The organism is Flavobacterium sp. LM4 (genome assembly GCF_002017935.1).
Taxonomy (GTDB): Bacteria; Bacteroidota; Bacteroidia; order Flavobacteriales; family Flavobacteriaceae; genus Flavobacterium; species Flavobacterium chungangense.
Map to the genome: position 1 here is coordinate 2,125,920 of NZ_MUFW01000001.1, position 20,882 is coordinate 2,146,801.

Here is a 20,882-nt window from a genome sequence, read left to right on the forward strand (position 1 = left end):
ATCTAACAATCTTAGTTAGTCTAATATTCTCAATTAAAGTCCAAATGCAGCTTTTACCTGATCAACAAAATCAAGTTTTTCCCATGTAAACAATTCTACGGTAACTGTTTTTTCGTTTCCGCCCGGAGCAGAGAAAGTTTTAGTTACAGTTTCCGGTTTACGTCCCATGTGTCCGTAAGCGGCAGTTTCGCTGTAGATAGGGTTTCTTAATTTCAAACGTTGCTCAATAAAGTAAGGACGCATATCAAAAATAGCTTCTACTTTTTTAGCGATTTCACCATTCGTTAAATTTACTTTTGAAGTTCCGTAAGTTTCAATGAAAATACCCATTGGCTGAGCAACTCCAATTGCATAAGAAACCTGAACTAAGATTTCGTCGGCCACACCTGCAGCAACTAAGTTTTTAGCGATATGACGTGTAGCATAAGCAGCACTTCTGTCAACTTTACTTGGGTCTTTTCCGGAGAATGCACCACCACCGTGAGCACCTTTTCCACCATAAGTATCAACGATAATTTTTCTTCCCGTTAAACCAGTATCTCCATGAGGCCCTCCAATAACGAATTTTCCTGTTGGGTTAATATGGTAGTTGATTTTATCGTTGAATAAATGTGCGTGCGTTGGGTTTTTAGCAATAATTCTTGGAATCAAAATTTCGATAATATCTTTTTTGATTTTCGCTAACATCGTAGCTTCTTCATCAAAATCATCATGTTGAGTTGAGATAACAATCGCATCAATACGAGTTGGTTTGTTATCATCACTGTATTCTAAAGTAACCTGAGATTTTGCATCCGGACGTAAATACGTGATTTCGTTGTTTTCACGTCTTAAAATCGCTAACTCCTGCAATAATTTATGAGATAAATCAAGAGCCAATGGCATGTAGTTTTCAGTTTCGTTTGTAGCGTAACCAAACATCATTCCCTGATCTCCTGCTCCTTGCTCTTCTGGCTTAGCTCTGTCTACTCCCTGATTAATATCAGCAGATTGTTCGTGAATAGCTGATAAAATTCCACAAGAGTTTGCTTCAAACATATATTCACTTTTAGTATATCCGATTTTACGGATTACCTCACGTGCAATTTGTTGTACATCAAGATAAGTATTCGATTTTACTTCACCTGCTAAAATCACCTGACCAGTTGTAACCAATGTTTCACAAGCTACTTTTGAGTCAGCGTCAAATGCCAGAAAATTATCAATTAATGCATCCGAAATTTGATCTGCAACTTTGTCTGGATGCCCTTCACTAACAGATTCTGACGTAAATAAATAAGCCATAATAATGTATTAAATTAAAATTAAGCGAGGAAAATAATTGCTGAAAAATGCTAAAGAAGAGTTTCTGCTTTAGCATTTTTTACTACTGAAATCAATCTTTCAGTATTCATAACGAACCATTTCATTATGAAGAGGTTGCAATCAGTTCAAATTTTTCCTCTGTTTTCGCGTGCAAAGGTATGAAACCATTTTGATTTGCAAATTAAAGTTCAACTTTTTTTATTTTTTTAAAGAGAAAATTAACATTAGTGTATTAAATTGATAGGGTAATAGAAATTAATTTGTTTTTTATTTGGTGAATTGAAAAAAAGTTCTCAAATTTGCGAAACAAAAGAGAAACAAAATGAATTTAATCGCCAAAAATATGTGCTGTATGATGTCGGAAACTTCCGCTGAGTTCGCTATTGTTTGGTATTAAATCTAAAAATAACAATAAGACCTCTGCATTGCGGAGGTTTTTTTTTGAATACAATTAAAGTATTTAAAATTGTAAAGGTGAAAGTTGCCGGCTATTTTTACAGGAACCGGAATTACTTAAATAGGGTTAAAAAAATCAAAAATGAATAATACAGTAAGAAATAAAATGATGATGTGTTGTAAGATGCCGATGTGTATCCCTACTTATTGTTGCCGAAAGTAAAAGATAAAATCTTTGTTATAGTTTCTGACTATAGCCCTTTTGGCAGCCAACCGAAAGGGCTTTTTTTATTTCATTAATTAAAATTAAAAATCATGAAAATCATCTATAGAATCTTAAAGTCAATTAACCCGAAAAATGTTTTCGGAGTAAATCAAAAATCAGATTTAAGTTTACAAAAAGGTAAATTATATGCTGATGAAACAAATTCATTGCTCGCAGACATGTATGCTGCCGAAAACGAAAATCTTTTCATTTAATAATAAAAAAATAAAAATAGTAATCATCTAAAAACTAAGAAATTATGAGTACACAAAAATTTGCAACAAACGCCTTACACGCAGGACACGACGTAACTAAAAATGGAGGTACGAGAGCCGTACCAATTTATCAGACATCATCCTATGTTTTTAATAATTCAGATCATGCGGCCAATTTATTTAGTCTGGCTGAGTCAGGATTTATTTATACACGATTAAACAATCCTACGAATGACATTCTGGAACAGCGACTTGCGTCACTGGAAGGCGGTATAGCTGCAGTTGTTACGGCATCAGGGGCTTCGGCAATTTCGACAACATTACTGACTTTACTCAAAGCCGGTGACCATATTGTGGCTTCAAACAGTTTGTATGGGGGAACTTATAATCTTTTAAAAGTGACTCTGCCAAGATTAGGAATAACGACCACTTTTGTAGATCCGTCAAAAGCAGAAAACTTTACAAAAGTGGCAAAAGAAAATACAAGGGCTGTTTTTGTGGAATCACTCGGTAATCCAAAATTAGATGTATTGGATTTAAAAGCAATTGCAGCAGAAGCCAAAGCATTACAAGTACCTTTTATAGTAGATAATACAGTGGCAACGCCGTATTTGCTCAAACCAATTGAATTTGGAGCTAATATTGTAATTCATTCCTTGACTAAGTATATTTCAGGAAACGGAACTTCATTGGGTGGTGTTATTATCGATGCCGGTACTTTTGACTGGGCCAACGGAAAATTCCCTGAATTTACAGAACCTTCTGCAGGCTATCACGGTTTGGTTTACCATGAGGCTTTAGGGAATGCAGCTTTTATTGCAAAAGCAAGAATTGAAGGATTACGTGATTTTGGAGCAGCTTTGAGTCCGTTTAATGCGTTTCAAATCATTCAGGGATTGGAAACGTTACCGATCCGAATTAAAAAACACAGTGAAAATGCTCTGGCTTTAGCCCAATGGCTTGAGAAACAAGACCAGGTAGTCTGGGTAAATTATCCGGGATTAAAATCGAATAAATATTATGATTTAGCCCAGCAATATTTACCAGAAGGTCAAAGCGGGATTATTACTTTTGGATTACAGGGAGGTTACGAAGCAGCGAAACAAGTTGTTGATGAAACCAGGCTGTTTTCACTTTTGGCAAATATCGGAGATACAAAATCACTAATTATCCATCCTGCCAGTACAACACATCAGCAACTTACAGATCAGGAGCAGCTGGAAACAGGAGTTTCTAAAGATCTGATTCGTCTTTCGGTTGGAATTGAACATATCGAAGATTTAATTGATGATTTGAAAACAGTTTTTGCAACGGTTGCCAAATCGCACAGCGAAGTCTTTAATAAAAATTAAAGTTTTTTTGTTTTTTGTTTGAAAAAATTGCCTCTGGTCATTGGATTGCAGGAGGTGATTTTTTTTTTTGAATCAAATTTTTGGTCAAAAAAATCAAAATGAATTCATTAAGATTTGTTCTTTGAAAGACTGATTATGGAGAGCTAACAAAAATCATCAAATAAAGTAAGTTTAATCTGTATTTCAAACGATGTAATTTTTGTAAGATATTTTTAAAATTAAAATATTGTTTTTTTATTGATTTTGTGCGTTTATATTTGGTAAATAAAAAAAACTTTCGCATATTTGTTAAACCCAAAAACTACTGAAGATATGTTTAATTCCTATAAAATGTTTTGCGCCATTTCGAAAGAAACCGTTGGGGTGTCTATTGCTTAAAAATTGTAAGAACAATATCAATATAGCAAAGCCTCCCAAAATATTTTGAGAGGCTTTTTTAATTTATACGACAAATGATAGAATTTTTTAAAATAACAAATAAATTACAGATGAACAAGTCCCTACAGATGAACAAGATGTTCAATGTCGCATCTATTCACGTATGCGTCTGTTGATTCCAAAAGTATAGTAAGTTAAAACAACTTAAACCCTTTTGGCATCTGAAACCAAAAGGGTTTTTTGTTTTAAAGAACTTAACAAAAAAGAAAGAAATAATTACATATAAATAAACAAACTAAACACTAATATCATGAGCACTTTGAACTACTTAACAAAAACATTTTCTATATTAAAAAATATCAGGGCTAAAAGAAATAATCCGCCGCCAAAAAATGAATTGATACATCCAAGATTCGGAATTAATGAAACGGATAATAAAAGAGAAAAGAAAAATCCTGACTCTTTATTGTTTTTAATGTATTCTAAAGAAAATGAAACGCTTTTTATCTAAATTAAAAAGTTTTTCAAATAGGTAAGTACCTGCTTAAATTTACTGGGCAATTTCGTTCGGTAATTTTTTGCGTATAATAGTTTTTGTTTGTGATATAGTTAATAAACAAAAGAATCTCTTCAGATAAATTTGTTTGTTTAAGAAAATAGTAGTTAATTTGCACCGTTAAGTTCAGAAACGTATTGAAATGTTATAAAGAAAGGACGAGGGATTAGACCCGATGAATCCTTAGCAACCCTTCGGTAAAGCGAAGAAGGTGCTGCATTCTACCACGCTCAACGTGGAAAGATAACAAAAAGAGTTTTTCTAGTTTCGTTCTAGACTTTCTTTCTAATATTTCCATATACAAATCAAAAAAAATAAAAGATTTGAAATTGGAAAGTATACCAAACCCTATCATATTACAAAATTTCACTACCGAAAGTGGTGCCTTATATAATTCATTACCCTTAAGTTTCGCACTTTTTGGTTTGCCATTACACAGTGCCCCAATTGTTTTGGTCAATCATGCTTTAACAGGAAATGCACAGGTTACAGGTGAAAATGGCTGGTGGAATGATTTAATTGGTGAAGGAAAAACAATTGACACTACTAAATATTCCGTTTTAGCATTTAATGTTCCGGGTAACGGAAGCGATTCTTTTAGTGTCGAAAATTATCCGGATTTCATGGCAAGAGATGTTGCCCGGATTTTTTTGAAGGGAATCGAAACTTTGCAAATTGAGGAGTTGTATGCGATTATAGGAGGTTCAGTAGGCGGAGGAATTGCCTGGGAAATGCTGGCATTAGCACCAAACATCACAAAACATTTAATTCCGATTGCAACCGACTGGAAATCCACAGACTGGATGATCGCCAATTGTTTTTTGCAGGAACAAATCCTGAACAATTCATCAAAACCAATTGAAGATGCCAGGATTCACGCCATGTTATGCTATCGTTCTCCGGAATCATTCAAAGAAAAATTTCAGCGCACGATTAATCAGGATCTTTTGATTTTTAATATAGAAAGCTGGCTGGCGCATCATGGCGAGAAGTTGCAAAAACGTTATCAGCTGTCATCCTATAAATTGATGAACCAATTGCTAAAAACCATAGATATTACAAGAAGTAGTGAAGATTTTGAAACGTTGCTTTCTAAAACAAGAGCAGCGATTCACATTATTGCAATCGATTCGGATTTGTTTTTTACACCAAAAGAAAATCTGGAAACCTATAATGAATTAAAAAAGTTCAAAGACAATGTTTTTTACAGCGAAATAAATTCGGTACACGGACATGACGCTTTTTTAATCGAGTACAAACAATTAGATAATTTACTTGCTGCTATTTTTTAGCAGAAATAATAAAAAGATACAATGAAAATATTAAAATTTGGTGGTAAATCATTATCAAACGGAGAAGGACTTAACAAGGTAGTCTCTATTATTGCTGAGAAAGTTAATGAGGGCGAAAAAATTGCTGTAGTAGTTTCTGCAAGAGGAAATGCTACAGATGAATTAGAATATATTTTAAAAATTGCTGCTAAAAACGGCGATTACAAACGATTATTAGAGAATTTCAAAACCTATCAGGTTTCAGATTATCCTCAGGTTGATTTGTCTGAAGAGTTTACTATTCTGGATAAACTTTATGAAGGAGTAAGCCTGATTGGTGATTACAGCAATAAAATTAAAGACCAGATTTTGTCTAAAGGTGAATTGCTTTCGGCGAAATTATTAACGGCTATTTTGATTGAAAAAGGAATTCCTGCCAATTTTACAGATTCAAGAGAATTGCTGAAAACGGATTCTAAATTTGGCGATGCACAGCCTTTGGAGCAGCTTTCTAAGAAAAATGTTGTCAATTATTTTAAAGAACACAATGGTTCAACGGTTAATGTTATAACTGGTTTTATTGGTTCAAATAACAATAACGACACCACAACTTTAGGAAGAAACGGCAGTAATTATACCGCTTCGTTAATTGCCAATTATCTAAATGCAGAAGAATTACAAAATTTTACCCACGTAGACGGAATTTACACCGCAAATCCTGATTTAGTGGAAGATGCCAAAAAAATCGAATTCTTATCATTTAATGAAGCCAATGAATTAGCTAATTTCGGAGCTACAATTCTACATGCCAAAACAATTATTCCTCTGTTGGAAAAAAACATTCCGCTTCGAATTTTAAATACTTTCAATCATGAAAATCGAGGTACTTTAATCACTTCTGATTCCGCTAAGGAAGGAATCAAAACGCTTTCGGTTCTTGAAAATGTTTCTCTTTTGAATCTTGAAGGACGTGGATTACTAGGAAAAGCCGGAGTTGATGCCCGAATTTTTAAAGTAATGGGAGATCACAATATCAGTGTAAGTATTATTTCGCAGGGTTCTTCAGAAAGAGGAATTGGACTTGTGGTTGCTACAGATAAAGCAACTACGGCAATGGTTGAACTGGAGAAAGAATTCGAAAACGACTTTTATTCTAAAGACGTAAACCAAATTACAGTAACAGATAATGTTTCAGTAATTTCGATTATTGGTCAGGATTTGAGTACTTTCCATAAACCATACACAGCACTAATCAAAAATAAAATTGTTCCGATATTATTTAACAACACCGTTACGGGTAAAAACGTGAGTTTGGTAGTTAAAAAATCCGAACTCAATAAAGCCTTAAACGTAATTCACGGAGAGATTTTTGGGGTTTCCAAGAAAATCAATATTGCGATTTTTGGACATGGATTGGTTGGCGGAACACTGATTAACCAAATTTTAGAATCAGCAGATGCTATCGAAAAACGTAAAGATATCAAGTTGAATGTTTTCGCAATTGCGAATTCTAAAAAATTGATTTTAAACAAAAACGGTGTCACATCTGATTGGAAAAATGAAATTCAAAACAGAGGACTTGATTATACGATTCAGGATATTATTGACTATGCAGACAAATACCATCTAGAGAACTTAATTGCAATTGATAACACGGCAAGTGCTGCTTTTGTTGAAAACTATATTAAACTCGCTGAAAGCAGTTTCGATTTGATTTCTTCAAATAAAGTTGCTAATACACTGAGCTATGGTTTTTATAAAGAACTAAGAAAAGTTCTGGCAGAAAATCAAAAGAATTATTTGTACGAAACCAATGTTGGTGCAGGTTTACCATTAATTGATACCATAAAATTATTACACCTTTCAGGCGAAAATATCACTAAAATAAAAGGCGTTTTCTCTGGCACCCTGAGTTATTTGTTCAATAATTTCTCTGCTAAAGATGTTCCGTTTAGTGAAATTTTACAAGAGGCAATTGATAATGGTTATACTGAACCAGACCCGCGTGAGGATTTATGCGGAAATGATGTAGGAAGAAAATTATTGATTTTGGCAAGAGAATTAGATTTACAGAATGAATTTGAAGAAATTTCCATTCAGAACTTAATTCCGGAGCATTTACGCGAAGGAAATGTTTCGGATTTCTTAACCAATCTAAAAGAATTCGACCCGATTTACGATAAAATTAAAGCAGAGCAAAAGCCAAATCATGTGTTACGATACATTGGTGAATTGTCTGGTGATTTGCAAAATGACAAAGGAAATCTTGAAGTAAAATTAGTTTCAGTACCATCAGATACTGCCCTTGGCGGATTAAAAGGTTCTGATTCTTTCTTCGAAATTTATACGGAATCTTATGGAGACCGACCAATTGTAATTCAGGGAGCCGGAGCCGGTTCTGCTGTAACTGCGAGAGGTGTTTTTGGAGATATTTTGAGATTGTCTGATAAAGGATAGAAGATTTAAGAATTTAGATTGTAGATTTCAGATTTTTGAATTCAAAAAAAAACAAAAAACAGAAAAAATGAAAGTAAGCTTAAACAGAGTAAACGAAAACTTCCATTTCGAATTAAAAAACGAACGTGGACATATTGTAAATGTTGATGCACGTCCTGAGTTTGGAGGAAACGACATGGGACCAAGCCCAATGGAATTAGTGTTAATGGGTGTGGCAGGCTGCAGTGGAATCGATATGATCTCAATCCTGAAAAAACAACGTCAGGAAATTACTTCTTTCAAAGCTGAGGTTGAAGGCGAGCGTGTACAGGTAGGAGAAGCAAAACCATTTAAAGATATTTATGTAGTTTTTTCTTTGGAAGGAAACATTAAAGAAGACAAAGCGGCAAAAGCAGCACAATTGTCTTTCGAAAAATATTGCTCGGTTTCTAAAACGGTTGAACCAACTGCTACTATTCATTATAAAGTAATTTTGAATGGCGTAGAATTAAATAAATTAGAAAATTAGTCAATTAGAAAATCAGATAATTTTTGATTGGCTATTATAATGAAAGGTATTTTGCGAAACTCTGTGTTCACTTTTGTGAATCTCTGCGAGATAACTTTTTTTAAACAAAAAACAAAATGAACGAACAAGAATTTGGTTTTGAAACACAAGCCATAAGAACACATTTAGAAAAGTCACAATTTCAGGAACATTCAACTCCTTTGTATTTATCATCAAGTTTTGTATTTGAAGATGCAGAGGACATGAGAGCATCTTTCACTGAAGAAAAAATACGCAATATTTATTCCCGTTTCAGTAATCCAAACACAACAGAATTTGTTGATAAAGTTTGTGCGATGGAAGGAGCAGAGGCAGGTTATGCTTTTGCAACCGGAATGGCAGCAATTTATTCAACCTTTGCCGCTTTGTTGGATTCTGGTGATCATATTGTTTCTGCTGGAAGTGTTTTTGGGTCGACTCACGCGTTGTTTATGACCTATTTTCCAAAATGGAATATTGAAACGACTTATTTTGATATCAACAAACCGGAAACAATTGAAAGTTTTATTAAACCGAACACTAAAATTTTATACGCCGAAACACCTACAAATCCTGGTGTAGATGTAATTGATTTAGAGTTATTGGGCCAAATAGCCAAAAAACACAATTTAATTTTAATCATTGATAATTGTTTTGCAACACCATATATTCAGCAGCCTATTAAATACGGAGCACATATAGTAGTGCATTCTGCTACAAAATTAATGGATGGTCAGGGTCGTGTTTTGGGAGGTGTTGCTGTTGGTGATGCTGAATTAATTCGCAAAATATACTTGTTTTCAAGAAATACAGGTCCGGCAATGTCACCATTTAATGCATGGGTATTGTCAAAAAGTTTAGAAACTTTGTCAGTTCGTGTAGACAGACATTGCGAAAATGCTTTGAAAGTTGCTGAATTTTTAGAAAGCCACCCGAATGTAAACAGTGTGAAATATCCTTTCTTAAAATCACATCCAAAGTATGAAATTGCTAAAAAACAAATGCTTTTAGGCGGCAACATTATTGCATTTGAAATTAAAGGCGGAATTGAAGCAGGACGTAAATTTTTGGATAAAATTAAATTGTGTTCACTTTCAGCCAATATCGGAGACGTAAAAACGATTGTAACGCATCCGGCATCAACTACGCATAGTAAACTTTCTGTTGAAGAAAAATTAGCAGTTGGAATTACGGAAGGTTTAGTGCGTGTTTCTGTGGGTTTAGAAACAGTAAAAGATGTAATTGCTGATTTGGAACAGGCACTTTCTTAAAATAATTTTGGATTATACAAAATGACAATTTTTGACTGTAAACTTATACTGTTAAAAATTGTCATTTCCTTTTACTATTTGTTTGAACTAAAAATATATTTTTGTTTTGATTAAATCCATTTTATTAAATAACATATATTATTCAAGCCAATCAACATGAGTGATTCTACCTACATCCTTGATAACAAATTATTGGCTTCTAATGACAGTCGTTTTATAAATAATCTTGTAGATTCATCTCTTACATACGCTTTTTCCTTAGTGTTACAATATTTTTTTTTTCCTTTTCTTATAGGTTTTTTTGACTCGTTTGATTTAACTGGTTTTGGAGTTTGGTATTATAATTTAAATGAATGGTACTGGTTGGGTATTAGTTGGACACTGACATTAGGTTATTATGTTTTAACAGAAGGTTTTTTGGGCAGGTCGCTTGGGAAATTTATTACAGGTACAATAGTGATAAATAAGAGTGGCAATAAACCAGGTTTTAGAATAATTTTGATAAGAACTTTAATTAGATTTATTCCTCTAGATATTCTTTCTTTTTTAGGAAATTCTGGAAGAGGTTGGCATGATTCGTTTTCAAATACTTATGTAGTGAAAAAAAAGGCATTAGATGAAAGTATAAAATTACATTATGAATTTGATTTAATTGGAATGCCGGAAATAGAGTAATGAAATTAATTTCTCTAAACTATGAAACCAAAATTACTCATTTTATCAGATTTATTTGGAGGGAAAAATCCCGAATGGGTACAATTATATACCGAAATATTACAATCTAAATTTGATGTCCAATATTATGATGTTCGGGAATTGGCAGATATCAGTTTAGAATGTGTTACCGAATCAGATATCCACAATCAATTTCTAAATGGAGGAATTGAAAAAGCAGTTGAGAATTTATTGAAGCTTGAAAAAGGTGAAATTACTGCTTTAGGTTTTAGCATAGGAGGAGCAATTGCATGGAAAGCTGCTCTAAAAGGTTTAAAAGTTTCTCATTTAATAGCGGTTTCATCAACGAGATTACGTTTTGAAACCCAGATTCCGTGTTGTAAAATAAAATTGTATTTTGGGCAAAAAGATTTAAATCTGCCAAATCCGGAGTGGTTTTCAGCTTTAAAAATTTCCAATCATTTTTTTGAAAATCAAGGCCATTCACTATATTTAGAAAAAGAGAATGCTTTTATTATTTGTAATATTTTTTTGTAATATTTTTAGCCAAAAAGTATATTTTGTTAGCAACTAAAATTAAAAAGGTGTCATAAATTCAATTTAATTGAAGTTCAGGAAGAGGATTGATAAAACTATACTAATTTGGTAGAATTAACTTTTGTTCTATTAGAAATCTCATTCAAAAAGCTTACTTTTGCTCCGAAATAACAGGAAGCTTTATGTTTAATTCATTGATAGCTTCTGAACTAAATTTCCAATCTAAAATTTAAAAATGCTTTCAAAGAAAACAAAATACGGAATTAAAGCTTTAACTTATTTGGCCAGACGTGAAAATAATGAGCCTGTACAAATTGCTGAAATTGCCAAAAGCGAACATATTTCGATCAAATTCCTGGAAAGTATTTTATTGCTGCTAAGAAACTCTGGCTTTCTGGGAGCCAAAAAAGGTAAAGGCGGAGGATATTATCTAATCAAAGAACCAAAAGATATCAGTATGGCCAAAGTATACCGTATTTTGGAAGGCCCCATTGCTCTATTGCCATGCGCCAGCCATAATTTTTACGAAAAATGCGATGATTGTGATGATGAATCAACCTGTGCCGCGAGACGTTTAATGACAGAAGTTCGTGACAATACACTCAAAATACTGGAAAGTAATTCTCTGGCAGATATTGCATTTTAATAGTACAGAATTAATTATAAAAAAATGACCATTTCATATAATAGTAATGAAATGGTCATTTTTTTATAATTATTTTAGTCTAAAAAATCAATTTATACCCGGCTAAAAAGAGCATTACTGCGATTGCATTTCTAAGAAACTGATCCGGAACTTTTCCGCTTAGCATGCTTCCTACAAAAATTCCCGGAAGAGATCCCAATAATAATTGTCCCAATAATATCAAATCCAGGTTTCCCATAGAGGCATGTCCAACGCCTGCAACTAAAGTTAATGGAACGGCGTGTGCAATTTCGGTTCCCACTAAACGGGGAGTTGGCAATAAAGGATAAAGAAAGAATAAAGTAACGGTTCCCAATGCACCGGCGCCAATAGATGTCAAAGTTACTGTTGCACCTAATAAAACACCAATTCCTATAGTTAGCATATTTTGAGTTGTGCTTTCGCTGTGAAATTTATCTCCGGCGTGTTTCTGAGAAAACTTTAATATCTTTTGTTTAAATATAATGGCTACAGAAGTGAAAAGCAATGCCCATCCTAAACTTTTTTTAATCACCTGATTAACAGTTTCGATATCTGTTTTAATATTATTTAGAATCCATAAAGTCAGTAAGGCTGCCGGAACACTGCCTAAGGTTAACCATCCGGTAATGGACCAGTTTATGTTGCTTTTTTTATTATGCACAAATACACCGCCCATTTTGGTAAAAGCTGCATAAAGCAAATCGGTACCCACGGCCTTTGTTGGCGGAATTCCAAAATATAATAAAATAGGAGTCATTAAAGAACCACCTCCAACACCTGTCAGGCCTACTACAAAACCAACAACTAAACCTGCAATAACTAAACCTATTTGAAAATCCATAAATAAAAGTTTGGCGCAAAAATAGAAACAATTTTACAATTATCCTATGGAAATGGTAGGCTTTAAAAGTGTATATTTGGAACTTGAAATAATTGTAATTGTAAGTATCTTAAAAACAGAGAAGTATGGTTTTAGATTTATTGAATTTATTTATTAATCTTTTAAAATTTCCTTAGAATTTGATTTTAAGAAGTTTAGAAGTTTAAAAAGTTTAAAAATTGTTTTGATATTTAGAAATAAGTAGTAATTTTGCTTTTCAATCTACTAACCCGATAGGGTAATAGATTTTAGCAAGGAAACCCAGTAATTATGGAGAAAGAATTGAAAATTAATAGTGTTGATGTTACCTTTTATGCGTCAATAAAAGATAAATTATGGATAGGGATACCTGTTGTTTTATTAATAGGTTTGCTAAGTACGCTGATTTATAACCACCATGCTGAGTTTTCATGGGACGGATTTATTGGAGGATTTAATCAGGAGTTTTTAGTTTTTTTTGCTATTGGTGTTTTTGCACAATTGGTAGACGGTACTTTGGGAATGGGTTATGGAGCGACATCAACTTCATTTCTATTGGCTTACGGAATTCCTCCAGTAGTTAGCAGTACAGGAGTTCACGTAGCTGAGATGTTTACAACGGGAGCATCTGCAATATCGCATCATAAATTTGGAAATATCAATAAAAAACTGGTAAAAAATTTATTGATTCCAGGAGTATTAGGTTCTATTACGGGAGCTTATCTATTATCTGATGTTATTAATGGCGATGTTATTAAACCATTTATTGCGGTTTATATGATCGTTCTGGCACTTATTATTATCAGAAAAGCATTAAAAAAGAGTATTGTAAAAAAGAAAACTAAAAAATTAGGCGTTTTAGCTGTTTTTGGAGGTTTTATGGATTCTGTTGGAGGAGGAGGCTGGGGGCCGATTGTAACTTCAACATTATTAGGACGAGGAAGAAATCCAAGATATACGATTGGTTCTGTAAATGCAGCTGAGTTCGCAATTTCATTCGCAAGTGGTATTACCTTTATGCTTTTTGGAGGAATTCACGGTTGGCAGGTAATCATCGGGTTGATTTTAGGAGGGGTTATTTCTGCTCCATTGGCGGCTTATTTGGTTAATAAAATCAAAAGAAAACCAATGATGGTGGCAGTAGGAATTTTAATTATTTTATTGAGTTTAAAAACATTATCTAAATTATTGTAATAAATATTTAGGAAGGAAAGAAAGAATATGAGTGCGACAATTATACAATCACTGTTAGATAAAACGAAAGATTTTTCAATTGAAGAGACTTTTGCTTTTTTGGCTGAAGAATTTCCGGGAAAAGTAATTTTTTCGACTTCTTTTGGTCAGGAGGATCAGGTGATTACAGATTACATTGCCAAAAGCAATTTGGATATTACCATTTTTACATTAGATACCGGAAGGTTGTTTCAGGAAACGTATGATGTTTTTCATAAAACATTAAAAAAGTATAAGAAACCTATCGAGGTTTTCTTTCCTGAAGCCGCATCAGTTGAAAATTTGCTGAAAGAAAAAGGCCCGAATAGCTTCTACGATTCGGTTGAAAACAGAAAAGAATGCTGTTTTATTCGAAAAGTAGTTCCGTTGCGAAAAGCTTTGGCAGGAAATGCGGTTTGGATTACAGGTTTAAGAGCAGAACAATCCGAGAACAGACAAGATTTGAGTTTGTTTGAATATGATGGAGGTTTTGACATTATCAAATTCAATCCTTTGTTAAAATGGACTTTGCAGGAAGTTGAAGATTATTTGAAGGAAAACAATGTACCTCAAAATGCATTACACAAAAAAGGCTTTGTAAGTATCGGTTGTGCCCCTTGTACCAGAGCCATTTTTCCCGGAGAAGATATCAGAGCCGGAAGATGGTATTGGGAGTCCAGTCATAAAGAATGTGGTTTGCATGGTGCGAAAAAAGAGTAGCAGAAAAAACAAGCTAAAAGCAACACGCTGATGGCAGACAATAGAATACAGATTATTAGAATAAAAGCAGAGATTTTTAGATCAGGCGAAAAAAACTTGAAACTAAAGTTTTCACAAATAAAATATCAAATAAAATATCAAAAATGAGTTCAGTGTTAAAAACAAATGCTTTAGAAAGTGAAGCGATATACATCTTTAGAGAAGTTGTTTCTCAGTTTGACAAACCGGTTTTACTTTTTTCAGGTGGAAAAGATTCTATTACATTAGTACGTTTGGCCCAAAAAGCATTTTTTCCTGCTAAGATTCCGTTTCCTTTATTACATGTTGATACGGGACACAATTTTCCTGAAACAATTGCTTTCAGAGATAAATTGGTAGAAGAATTAGGTTTAGAATTGATCGTTCGTAATGTTCAGGATGCTATTGATGAAGGAAAAGTGGTTGAAGAAACTGGAAAATATTCAAGCCGTAACAGCTTACAGACGACAACACTTTTGGATGCCATTGAAGAATTTAAATTTGATGCTTGTATTGGTGGTGCGCGTCGTGATGAAGAAAAAGCAAGAGCAAAAGAACGTATTTTCTCTGTTCGTGATGATTTCGGACAATGGGACGAAAAAAATCAAAGACCTGAGTTATTTGATATTTTGAATGGTAAAATCGAAAATGGACAAAACGTTCGTGTTTTCCCAATTTCAAACTGGACAGAATTAGATGTTTGGAGTTATATTGAAAAAGAACACATCGAAATTCCATCAATCTATTTTTCACATAAAAGAAAAGTTTTCTTAAGAGATGGTTTAATCTGGTCGCATTCTCCTTTTGTATATCAGGAAGAAGATGAGCAAATCGAAGAGCGAATTGTTCGTTTCAGAACCGTTGGAGATATGAGCTGTACAGCAGCTGTTGAATCTTATGCAGCAACTATTGCAGAGGTAGTGGGCGAAATCAGAGAGTCTACCATTTCAGAAAGAGGAGCCAGAATTGACGATAAACGTTCTGAAGCTGCAATGGAGAAAAGAAAACAACAAGGATACTTTTAATAATTATGAGTTATGAATTGTGAATTATGAATGCAATTCTAGACGAAATTTTAAAAGTGAAAATCAAGAAAACAAAAACATGCAGATTATTAGTTTCAACAGAAAACCTGAAACTTTAAACCTGAAACAAAATATTACAGAATGGACGTTTTAAAAATAGCAACAGCAGGAAGTGTAGATGACGGAAAAAGTACTTTGATCGGAAGATTATTGTATGACACAAAATCATTGACTACAGATAAAATTGAAGCAATCGAAAAAAGCAGTAAACAAAAAGGATATGATTATCTTGATTTTTCTTTGGCAACTGACGGATTGGTAGCAGAAAGAGAACAAGGAATCACGATTGATGTGGCACATATTTATTTTTCGACTGCAAAGAAAAGTTACATTATTGCCGATACTCCAGGTCATGTAGAATATACAAGAAACATGGTTACAGGAGCTTCGACTTCTCAGGTTTCAATCATTTTAATTGATGCCAGAAAAGGGGTTATTGAGCAGACGTATCGTCACTTTTTTATCAATAATTTATTGAGAGTAAAAGAAGTAATCGTTGCCATCAACAAAATGGACTTAGTAGATTATTCAGAAGAAGTGTTCAATAAAATCAAAGCCGATTTTCAGGCATTAAATGCAAAAAGTACTTTCAAAGAACAAAACGTAAGTTATATTCCGTTGAGTGCTTTGACAGGAGATAATGTCGTGGATAAGTTAGGTAAAATGCCTTGGTACGAAGGGCAGACAATTTTGGAGCATTTAGAAGGATTACATTCTTCGGATGTTTTTGAAGCAGGAAAAGCACGTTTTCCAGTTCAGACAGTTATCCGTCCAAAAACAGAAGAATACCATGATTTTAGAGGATATGCCGGTAAATTATACGGAAACTCAATTAAAGTTGGGGATGCGGTAACGGTTTTGCCTTCTTTAACCGAATCAAAAGTGACAAACATTCATTTTTTCGATAAACAATTTGATGAAGCTGTTGCAGGTTCTTCAATTACAATCGAATTAGAAAATGATATTAATGTGACAAGAGGTGATATGATTGTAAAATCGTCAGAACTTCCAAAAATTGAAAAAGATATTGTAACTACAGTGTGTTGGATGGACAGCAAAAAATTAGTTCCGGGAGCTAAATATTTTGTACAGCACAATACGAACAGAGTTTTAGCTAAAATTGAGAGTGTTACCAATACAATTGCGACTGATTATTCAGGAACTACTCCGGCTTCACAATTATCAATTAATGAAATCGGTGAAGTAAGTATCAAATTAAGCAAAGCATTATATTTTGATTCTTATAATGAAAATAAATCAAACGGTGCTTTTATTTTAATTGATGCCGTAACCAACACAACAGCAGGAGTAGGATTTATTAGATAGGAAGCTTTCAGCTATGGGCTTTGAGCCTAGCGCTTTTGGACAATGGTAAAAACCTAGTTTTAGAGTAAATCTAAAAAAGATATAAGTTTATAATACAGATAACAGCCCACAGCTCATAGCCCAAGGCTCAAAGCTTAAAAGAAAATGGAAAGTTTTAGAACAGAAATAGAAAATCCGATAGTTCAGAAAGAGATTATCGATTTAGAAAAAAAGATTCATTTATTCCGTGGAGGAAAAATTGATGATGAGCGTTTTCGTAGTCTTCGTTTAGCGCGTGGAATTTACGGTCAGCGTCAGGAAGGTGTACAAATGATTCGTATCAAATTGCCTTACGGTAAAGTAACCAGTGAGCAGTTAGTACGTATTACGAAAGTTTCTGATGAATATTCTACAGGACGTCTGCACATTACAACACGTCAGGATATTCAGATTCACTACGTAAGTCTAGACAGAACGCCTGAACTTTGGGCTAATTTGGCTAAGGACGATATTACATTAAGAGAAGCTTGTGGAAACACCGTTAGAAATATTACAGGAAGTGAATTGGCAGGTGTAGATGTAAACGAACCATTTGATGTGACGCCTTATGCTCATGGAATGTTTCAATACTTATTAAGAAACCCTATTTGTCAGGAAATGGGACGTAAATTCAAAATTTCGTTCTCATCATCTGATGAAGATACTGCTTTGAGTTATTTGCATGATTTAGGATTTATTCCAAAAATTGTAAATGGTGAAAAAGGTTTTAAAGTTGTTTTTGGTGGAGGTTTAGGTTCACAGCCTGCTCACGCTGAATTACTTTCAGAATTTATTCCGGTAAATCAAATCATCCCGACAGCAGAGGGAATCATCCGTATTTTTGACCGATATGGTGAGCGTGCCAAAAGGATGAAAGCCCGTATGAAATTCTTAATCAAAGAAATGGGAAGAGATGTTTTCCTTGATTTGGTTGAAAAAGAGAAAAAAGCAATCGCTTTTGAAACATATGAAATTGACACCACCGCTTTTGAAGGTCCAATTCCGGAACCTTTATTAGCAGTTCCGCAAGTTACAATCGATGATACAGCAGCTTATGAAGCCTGGAAAAAATCGAATGTAATCGCTCAAAAACAGGCAGGTTATTATGCAATCGGAATAAAAGTTTTATTAGGTGATTTTTACACAGATAAAGCGAGATTATTAGCAGATTTGATTAAAAATTACGGAGCAAATGAACTTCGTTTTTCATTGCGTCAAAATATTGTAATTCGTCACATAAAAGAAGAGAATTTACCTTTCTTTTATCAGGAATTAGCCAAATTAGATATGGTAGCTTTAGGTTACAATACTATTGGTGATATCACTGCGTGCCCAGGTACAGATACTTGTAATTTAGGAATTGCAAGCAGTACCGGGATTGCAGATGAATTAGAAAAAGTAATCAAAGCAGAATACCCACAATACAGCAACAATACTGAGATTGAAATCAAAATCAGTGGTTGTATGAACGCTTGCGGACAACATAATATGTCAGCAATTGGTTTTCAGGGAATGTCTATCAACTCAGGAAAACTGGTAGCTCCGGCTTTACAGGTTTTATTAGGAGGCGGACGTTTAGGAAACGGAGAAGGACGTTTTGCTGATAAAGTAATTAAAATTCCAAGCCGTAGAGGACCGGACGCATTAAGAACTATTTTAAATGATTTTGATGCTAATGGAAACGGAGACAAATTCCTTAATTATTATGATGCCAAAGGAGAGAAATATTTCTATGAAATCTTAAAACCTTTTGCAGATGTAACCAATTTAACTGAAGCCGATTTTATTGACTGGGGTAATGCAGACAATTATGTAAAAGCGGTTGGAGTTGGAGAATGTGCCGGTGTTGTGATTGATTTAGTCGCTACTTTATTATTAGAAGCCAAAGATAAACTGACTTTCGCACAGGAATCTTTCGACGAAGGAAAATGGGCTGATGCAATCTATCACGCTTATGCAGGATTTGTTAACGGTGCAAAAGCATTGTTGCTTTCAGAAAACCAAAAAACAAACAACCATGCAGGAATCGTAGATTTATTTGATACTGTTTTTGTTGAAAGTGCTAAAATTGGATTGCCAACAACGTTCAAAGAATTGGTTTATCAAATCAATAAAAATGAGCCGACTGAAGCATTCGCAAAACAATATATTGAAGAAGGAATTGCATTTTTTGCGATAATAGAAAAATACAGAGCACAGGAATTAGCAAATGCATAATACTATAAAACCAAAAGTAACTTTAGTCGGTGCAGGTCCCGGCGATCCGGAATTGCTTACACTGAAAGGTGCAAAAGCACTGGCTGAAGCGAATGTGGTTTTGTATGATGCCTTGGCAAATGATGAAATTTTAGACCACGCTCCTAAAAATGCGATCAGAATTTTTGTTGGAAAAAGAATTGGAGATCATGTTTATTCGCAGGATCAGATCAATCAGTTGATTGTGGATAATGCGCTGACGTATGGAAATGTAGTTCGGTTAAAAGGTGGAGATCCATTTGTTTTCGGAAGGGGAAGCGAAGAAATAGAATTTGCAGAAAGTTTCGGAATCGAGACAGCTGTAATTCCTGGAATTTCATCAGTAGTGGCAGTCCCTGCAAGTCAGGGAATTTCGATTACAAAGAGAGGCGTCTCAGAAAGCTTTTGGGCCATTACAGGAACAACTTCAGACAGGAGATTATCAGCAGATGTAGCTTTGGCAGCACAATCATCAGCAACAGTTGTGATTTTGATGGGAATGCACAAATTACCTCAAATTGTTGAATTGTTTCAGCATGAAAAGAAAGGCGATTTGCCCGTAGCGATTATTCAAAACGGAACAACAGCAGAAGAAAAAGTGGGTGTAGGAACTGTAGATTCAATTATTGAAATTGTAAAACAACGAAATTTGAGCTCACCCGCAATTATTGTTTTGGGAGAAGTTGTTAAAGAAAGTCACAAGCTAAAAGGATTTTACGAAGAATTTCTGTCAAAAGAAATCTCGAGATAAGTTCCGTAGGAACGAAACATATTGTAGCGTCGGGTTTTAACCCGATGATAAAATAAAAATTGTAACGTCAGATTTTAGTATTTTCGGCGAAACAAAAAATTAAAATGGAACAAAACGAATTATATCCGGTATTCTTAAAACTTCACAATCTAAATGTGCTGATTGTAGGTGGAGGAAATGTTGGATTGGAAAAGCTTTCTTTTTTATTAAAGTCGAGTCCAAATGCCAACGTTGAGGTGGTTGCGCCCGACTTTCATTTAGAAATAAAAGTATTAGCTGAAAATCATCCTTCAATTAAATTGACGGAAACAAAGTTCAAAAAGAAAATGCTCAAAAAGCGACACATGGTAATCGCCTGCACGGATGATTTAGCGGTGAATAAAAGGGTTTACGATTTGTCCAGAAAGCGTTATTTGATTTGCAATATTGCCGATACACCCGATTTGTGTGATTACTATTTAGGCGGAATCGTAACAAAAGGAAATGTAAAAATTGCGATTTCGACCAACGGAAAATCACCAACAACAGCCAAAAGGCTAAGAGAATTTTTTGAAGAAGTAATTCCGGAAGATATCAATTCAATGGTCGAAAACCTAAACGAATACAGAAAAACGCTAAAGGGCGATTTTGAAGATAAAGTAAAGAAGATGAATGAAATAACGGCTTCTTTGAGAAATAAAGAATAACAAAAAAGTTCCGGAGGAACAACCGATTTTGTAGTGTCGTTTTTTTAACCAGATGTAAACGAATGAACGAAATTACCGGTTCGTTAAAAATAAAGAGTAAA

19 protein-coding genes and 1 riboswitch are annotated in these 20,882 nt (G+C 34.0%); of the genes, 17 read left to right on the forward strand and 2 right to left on the reverse strand.

Annotated elements, in window-relative coordinates:
* Positions 1-33: 33 nt before the first annotated feature.
* Positions 34-1,284: a methionine adenosyltransferase gene (metK, locus tag BXU10_RS09540; protein WP_031454297.1), complete on the reverse strand. Its 1,251-nt coding sequence runs from the start codon at positions 1,282-1,284 to the stop codon at positions 34-36.
* 732 nt (positions 1,285-2,016) lie between these two features.
* On the opposite strand from metK, the gene BXU10_RS24985 reads away from it, so the two are divergent.
* From BXU10_RS24985 to BXU10_RS09585, 10 genes are all read left to right on the forward strand, one after another.
* The gene (locus tag BXU10_RS24985; RefSeq protein WP_165834885.1) at positions 2,017-2,181 is read left to right on the forward strand and encodes a hypothetical protein; all 165 of its coding nucleotides are present in this window, start codon (positions 2,017-2,019) and stop codon (positions 2,179-2,181) included.
* Between the two features lie 44 nt (positions 2,182-2,225).
* Entirely contained in the window at positions 2,226-3,533 is a 1,308-nt protein-coding gene (locus BXU10_RS09545) for an O-acetylhomoserine aminocarboxypropyltransferase/cysteine synthase family protein (protein WP_078227128.1), read from the forward strand.
* A 688-nt stretch (positions 3,534-4,221) separates the two neighbouring features.
* Positions 4,222-4,422 (forward strand): hypothetical protein, encoded by a 201-nt coding sequence (locus BXU10_RS09550; protein ID WP_078227129.1) that lies wholly within the window; start codon positions 4,222-4,224, stop codon positions 4,420-4,422.
* A gap of 187 nt (positions 4,423-4,609) precedes the next feature.
* Positions 4,610-4,717: riboswitch (SAM riboswitch) on the forward strand.
* A 79-nt stretch (positions 4,718-4,796) separates the two neighbouring features.
* Positions 4,797-5,759, forward strand: coding sequence for an alpha/beta fold hydrolase (locus BXU10_RS09555; protein ID WP_369801773.1), 963 nt, complete (start codon positions 4,797-4,799; stop codon positions 5,757-5,759).
* A gap of 21 nt (positions 5,760-5,780) precedes the next feature.
* Positions 5,781-8,195, forward strand: coding sequence for a bifunctional aspartate kinase/homoserine dehydrogenase I (gene thrA, locus BXU10_RS09560; RefSeq protein ID WP_078227130.1), 2,415 nt, complete (start codon positions 5,781-5,783; stop codon positions 8,193-8,195).
* 67 nt (positions 8,196-8,262) lie between these two features.
* Positions 8,263-8,703, forward strand: a complete 441-nt coding sequence (locus BXU10_RS09565) for an OsmC family protein (protein ID WP_078227131.1) — start codon at positions 8,263-8,265, stop codon at positions 8,701-8,703.
* Positions 8,704-8,819: 116 nt separating this feature from the next.
* The gene (locus BXU10_RS09570; protein ID WP_078227132.1) at positions 8,820-9,992 is read left to right on the forward strand and encodes a PLP-dependent aspartate aminotransferase family protein; all 1,173 of its coding nucleotides are present in this window, start codon (positions 8,820-8,822) and stop codon (positions 9,990-9,992) included.
* A 156-nt stretch (positions 9,993-10,148) separates the two neighbouring features.
* Positions 10,149-10,667 carry an RDD family protein gene (locus tag BXU10_RS09575; protein ID WP_078227133.1) on the forward strand — a complete coding sequence of 173 codons (519 nt, stop codon included), beginning with the start codon at positions 10,149-10,151 and terminating at the stop codon, positions 10,665-10,667.
* 21 nt (positions 10,668-10,688) lie between these two features.
* A complete protein-coding gene (locus BXU10_RS09580) occupies positions 10,689-11,204 on the forward strand; it encodes a hypothetical protein (RefSeq protein WP_078227134.1) in 516 nt (171 codons plus the stop codon).
* A 235-nt stretch (positions 11,205-11,439) separates the two neighbouring features.
* Complete coding sequence (locus BXU10_RS09585) at positions 11,440-11,850, forward strand: Rrf2 family transcriptional regulator (RefSeq protein WP_031454305.1); 411 nt, start codon at positions 11,440-11,442, stop codon at positions 11,848-11,850.
* A gap of 79 nt (positions 11,851-11,929) precedes the next feature.
* Here the strand turns inward: BXU10_RS09585 and BXU10_RS09590 are convergent, their stop codons facing one another.
* Positions 11,930-12,712 carry a sulfite exporter TauE/SafE family protein gene (locus BXU10_RS09590; protein WP_078227135.1) on the reverse strand — a complete coding sequence of 261 codons (783 nt, stop codon included), beginning with the start codon at positions 12,710-12,712 and terminating at the stop codon, positions 11,930-11,932.
* 309 nt (positions 12,713-13,021) lie between these two features.
* Between BXU10_RS09590 and BXU10_RS09595 the strand changes: the two genes are divergently transcribed.
* The 7 genes from BXU10_RS09595 (at position 13,022) to BXU10_RS09625 (ending at position 20,781) form a co-directional block, all read left to right on the forward strand.
* Positions 13,022-13,924, forward strand: coding sequence for a sulfite exporter TauE/SafE family protein (locus BXU10_RS09595; RefSeq protein WP_078227136.1), 903 nt, complete (start codon positions 13,022-13,024; stop codon positions 13,922-13,924).
* 27 nt (positions 13,925-13,951) lie between these two features.
* Positions 13,952-14,662, forward strand: a complete 711-nt coding sequence (locus tag BXU10_RS09600) for a phosphoadenylyl-sulfate reductase (protein WP_078227137.1) — start codon at positions 13,952-13,954, stop codon at positions 14,660-14,662.
* Between the two features lie 143 nt (positions 14,663-14,805).
* Positions 14,806-15,705, forward strand: coding sequence for a sulfate adenylyltransferase subunit CysD (gene cysD, locus BXU10_RS09605; protein WP_078227138.1), 900 nt, complete (start codon positions 14,806-14,808; stop codon positions 15,703-15,705).
* Positions 15,706-15,846: 141 nt separating this feature from the next.
* Positions 15,847-17,091 carry a sulfate adenylyltransferase subunit 1 gene (locus BXU10_RS09610; RefSeq protein WP_078227139.1) on the forward strand — a complete coding sequence of 415 codons (1,245 nt, stop codon included), beginning with the start codon at positions 15,847-15,849 and terminating at the stop codon, positions 17,089-17,091.
* A 144-nt stretch (positions 17,092-17,235) separates the two neighbouring features.
* The gene (locus BXU10_RS09615; protein ID WP_078227140.1) at positions 17,236-19,326 is read left to right on the forward strand and encodes a HEPN domain-containing protein; all 2,091 of its coding nucleotides are present in this window, start codon (positions 17,236-17,238) and stop codon (positions 19,324-19,326) included.
* Positions 19,319-20,095 (forward strand): uroporphyrinogen-III C-methyltransferase, encoded by a 777-nt coding sequence (cobA, locus tag BXU10_RS09620; protein WP_078227141.1) that lies wholly within the window; start codon positions 19,319-19,321, stop codon positions 20,093-20,095. The genes BXU10_RS09615 and cobA overlap by 8 nt, the downstream gene beginning before the upstream one ends.
* A 104-nt stretch (positions 20,096-20,199) precedes the next feature.
* Positions 20,200-20,781 (forward strand): bifunctional precorrin-2 dehydrogenase/sirohydrochlorin ferrochelatase, encoded by a 582-nt coding sequence (locus BXU10_RS09625; protein WP_078227142.1) that lies wholly within the window; start codon positions 20,200-20,202, stop codon positions 20,779-20,781.
* Positions 20,782-20,882 lie beyond the last annotated feature (101 nt).

Excerpts from the sequence above, each read along its gene's own strand:
- metK (WP_031454297.1), bottom strand. The coding sequence starts at position 1,284 with ATGGCTTATTTATTTACGTCAGAATCTGTTAGTGAAGGGCATCCAGAC.
- BXU10_RS24985 (WP_165834885.1), top strand. The coding sequence starts at position 2,017 with ATGAAAATCATCTATAGAATCTTAAAGTCAATTAACCCGAAAAATGTT.
- BXU10_RS09545 (WP_078227128.1), top strand. The coding sequence starts at position 2,226 with ATGAGTACACAAAAATTTGCAACAAACGCCTTACACGCAGGACACGAC.
- BXU10_RS09550 (WP_078227129.1), top strand. The coding sequence starts at position 4,222 with ATGAGCACTTTGAACTACTTAACAAAAACATTTTCTATATTAAAAAAT.
- thrA (WP_078227130.1), top strand. The coding sequence starts at position 5,781 with ATGAAAATATTAAAATTTGGTGGTAAATCATTATCAAACGGAGAAGGA.
- BXU10_RS09565 (WP_078227131.1), top strand. The coding sequence starts at position 8,263 with ATGAAAGTAAGCTTAAACAGAGTAAACGAAAACTTCCATTTCGAATTA.
- BXU10_RS09570 (WP_078227132.1), top strand. The coding sequence starts at position 8,820 with ATGAACGAACAAGAATTTGGTTTTGAAACACAAGCCATAAGAACACAT.
- BXU10_RS09575 (WP_078227133.1), top strand. The coding sequence starts at position 10,149 with ATGAGTGATTCTACCTACATCCTTGATAACAAATTATTGGCTTCTAAT.
- BXU10_RS09580 (WP_078227134.1), top strand. The coding sequence starts at position 10,689 with ATGAAACCAAAATTACTCATTTTATCAGATTTATTTGGAGGGAAAAAT.
- BXU10_RS09585 (WP_031454305.1), top strand. The coding sequence starts at position 11,440 with ATGCTTTCAAAGAAAACAAAATACGGAATTAAAGCTTTAACTTATTTG.
- BXU10_RS09590 (WP_078227135.1), bottom strand. The coding sequence starts at position 12,712 with ATGGATTTTCAAATAGGTTTAGTTATTGCAGGTTTAGTTGTTGGTTTT.
- BXU10_RS09595 (WP_078227136.1), top strand. The coding sequence starts at position 13,022 with ATGGAGAAAGAATTGAAAATTAATAGTGTTGATGTTACCTTTTATGCG.
- BXU10_RS09600 (WP_078227137.1), top strand. The coding sequence starts at position 13,952 with ATGAGTGCGACAATTATACAATCACTGTTAGATAAAACGAAAGATTTT.
- cysD (WP_078227138.1), top strand. The coding sequence starts at position 14,806 with ATGAGTTCAGTGTTAAAAACAAATGCTTTAGAAAGTGAAGCGATATAC.
- BXU10_RS09610 (WP_078227139.1), top strand. The coding sequence starts at position 15,847 with ATGGACGTTTTAAAAATAGCAACAGCAGGAAGTGTAGATGACGGAAAA.
- BXU10_RS09615 (WP_078227140.1), top strand. The coding sequence starts at position 17,236 with ATGGAAAGTTTTAGAACAGAAATAGAAAATCCGATAGTTCAGAAAGAG.
- cobA (WP_078227141.1), top strand. The coding sequence starts at position 19,319 with ATGCATAATACTATAAAACCAAAAGTAACTTTAGTCGGTGCAGGTCCC.
- BXU10_RS09625 (WP_078227142.1), top strand. The coding sequence starts at position 20,200 with ATGGAACAAAACGAATTATATCCGGTATTCTTAAAACTTCACAATCTA.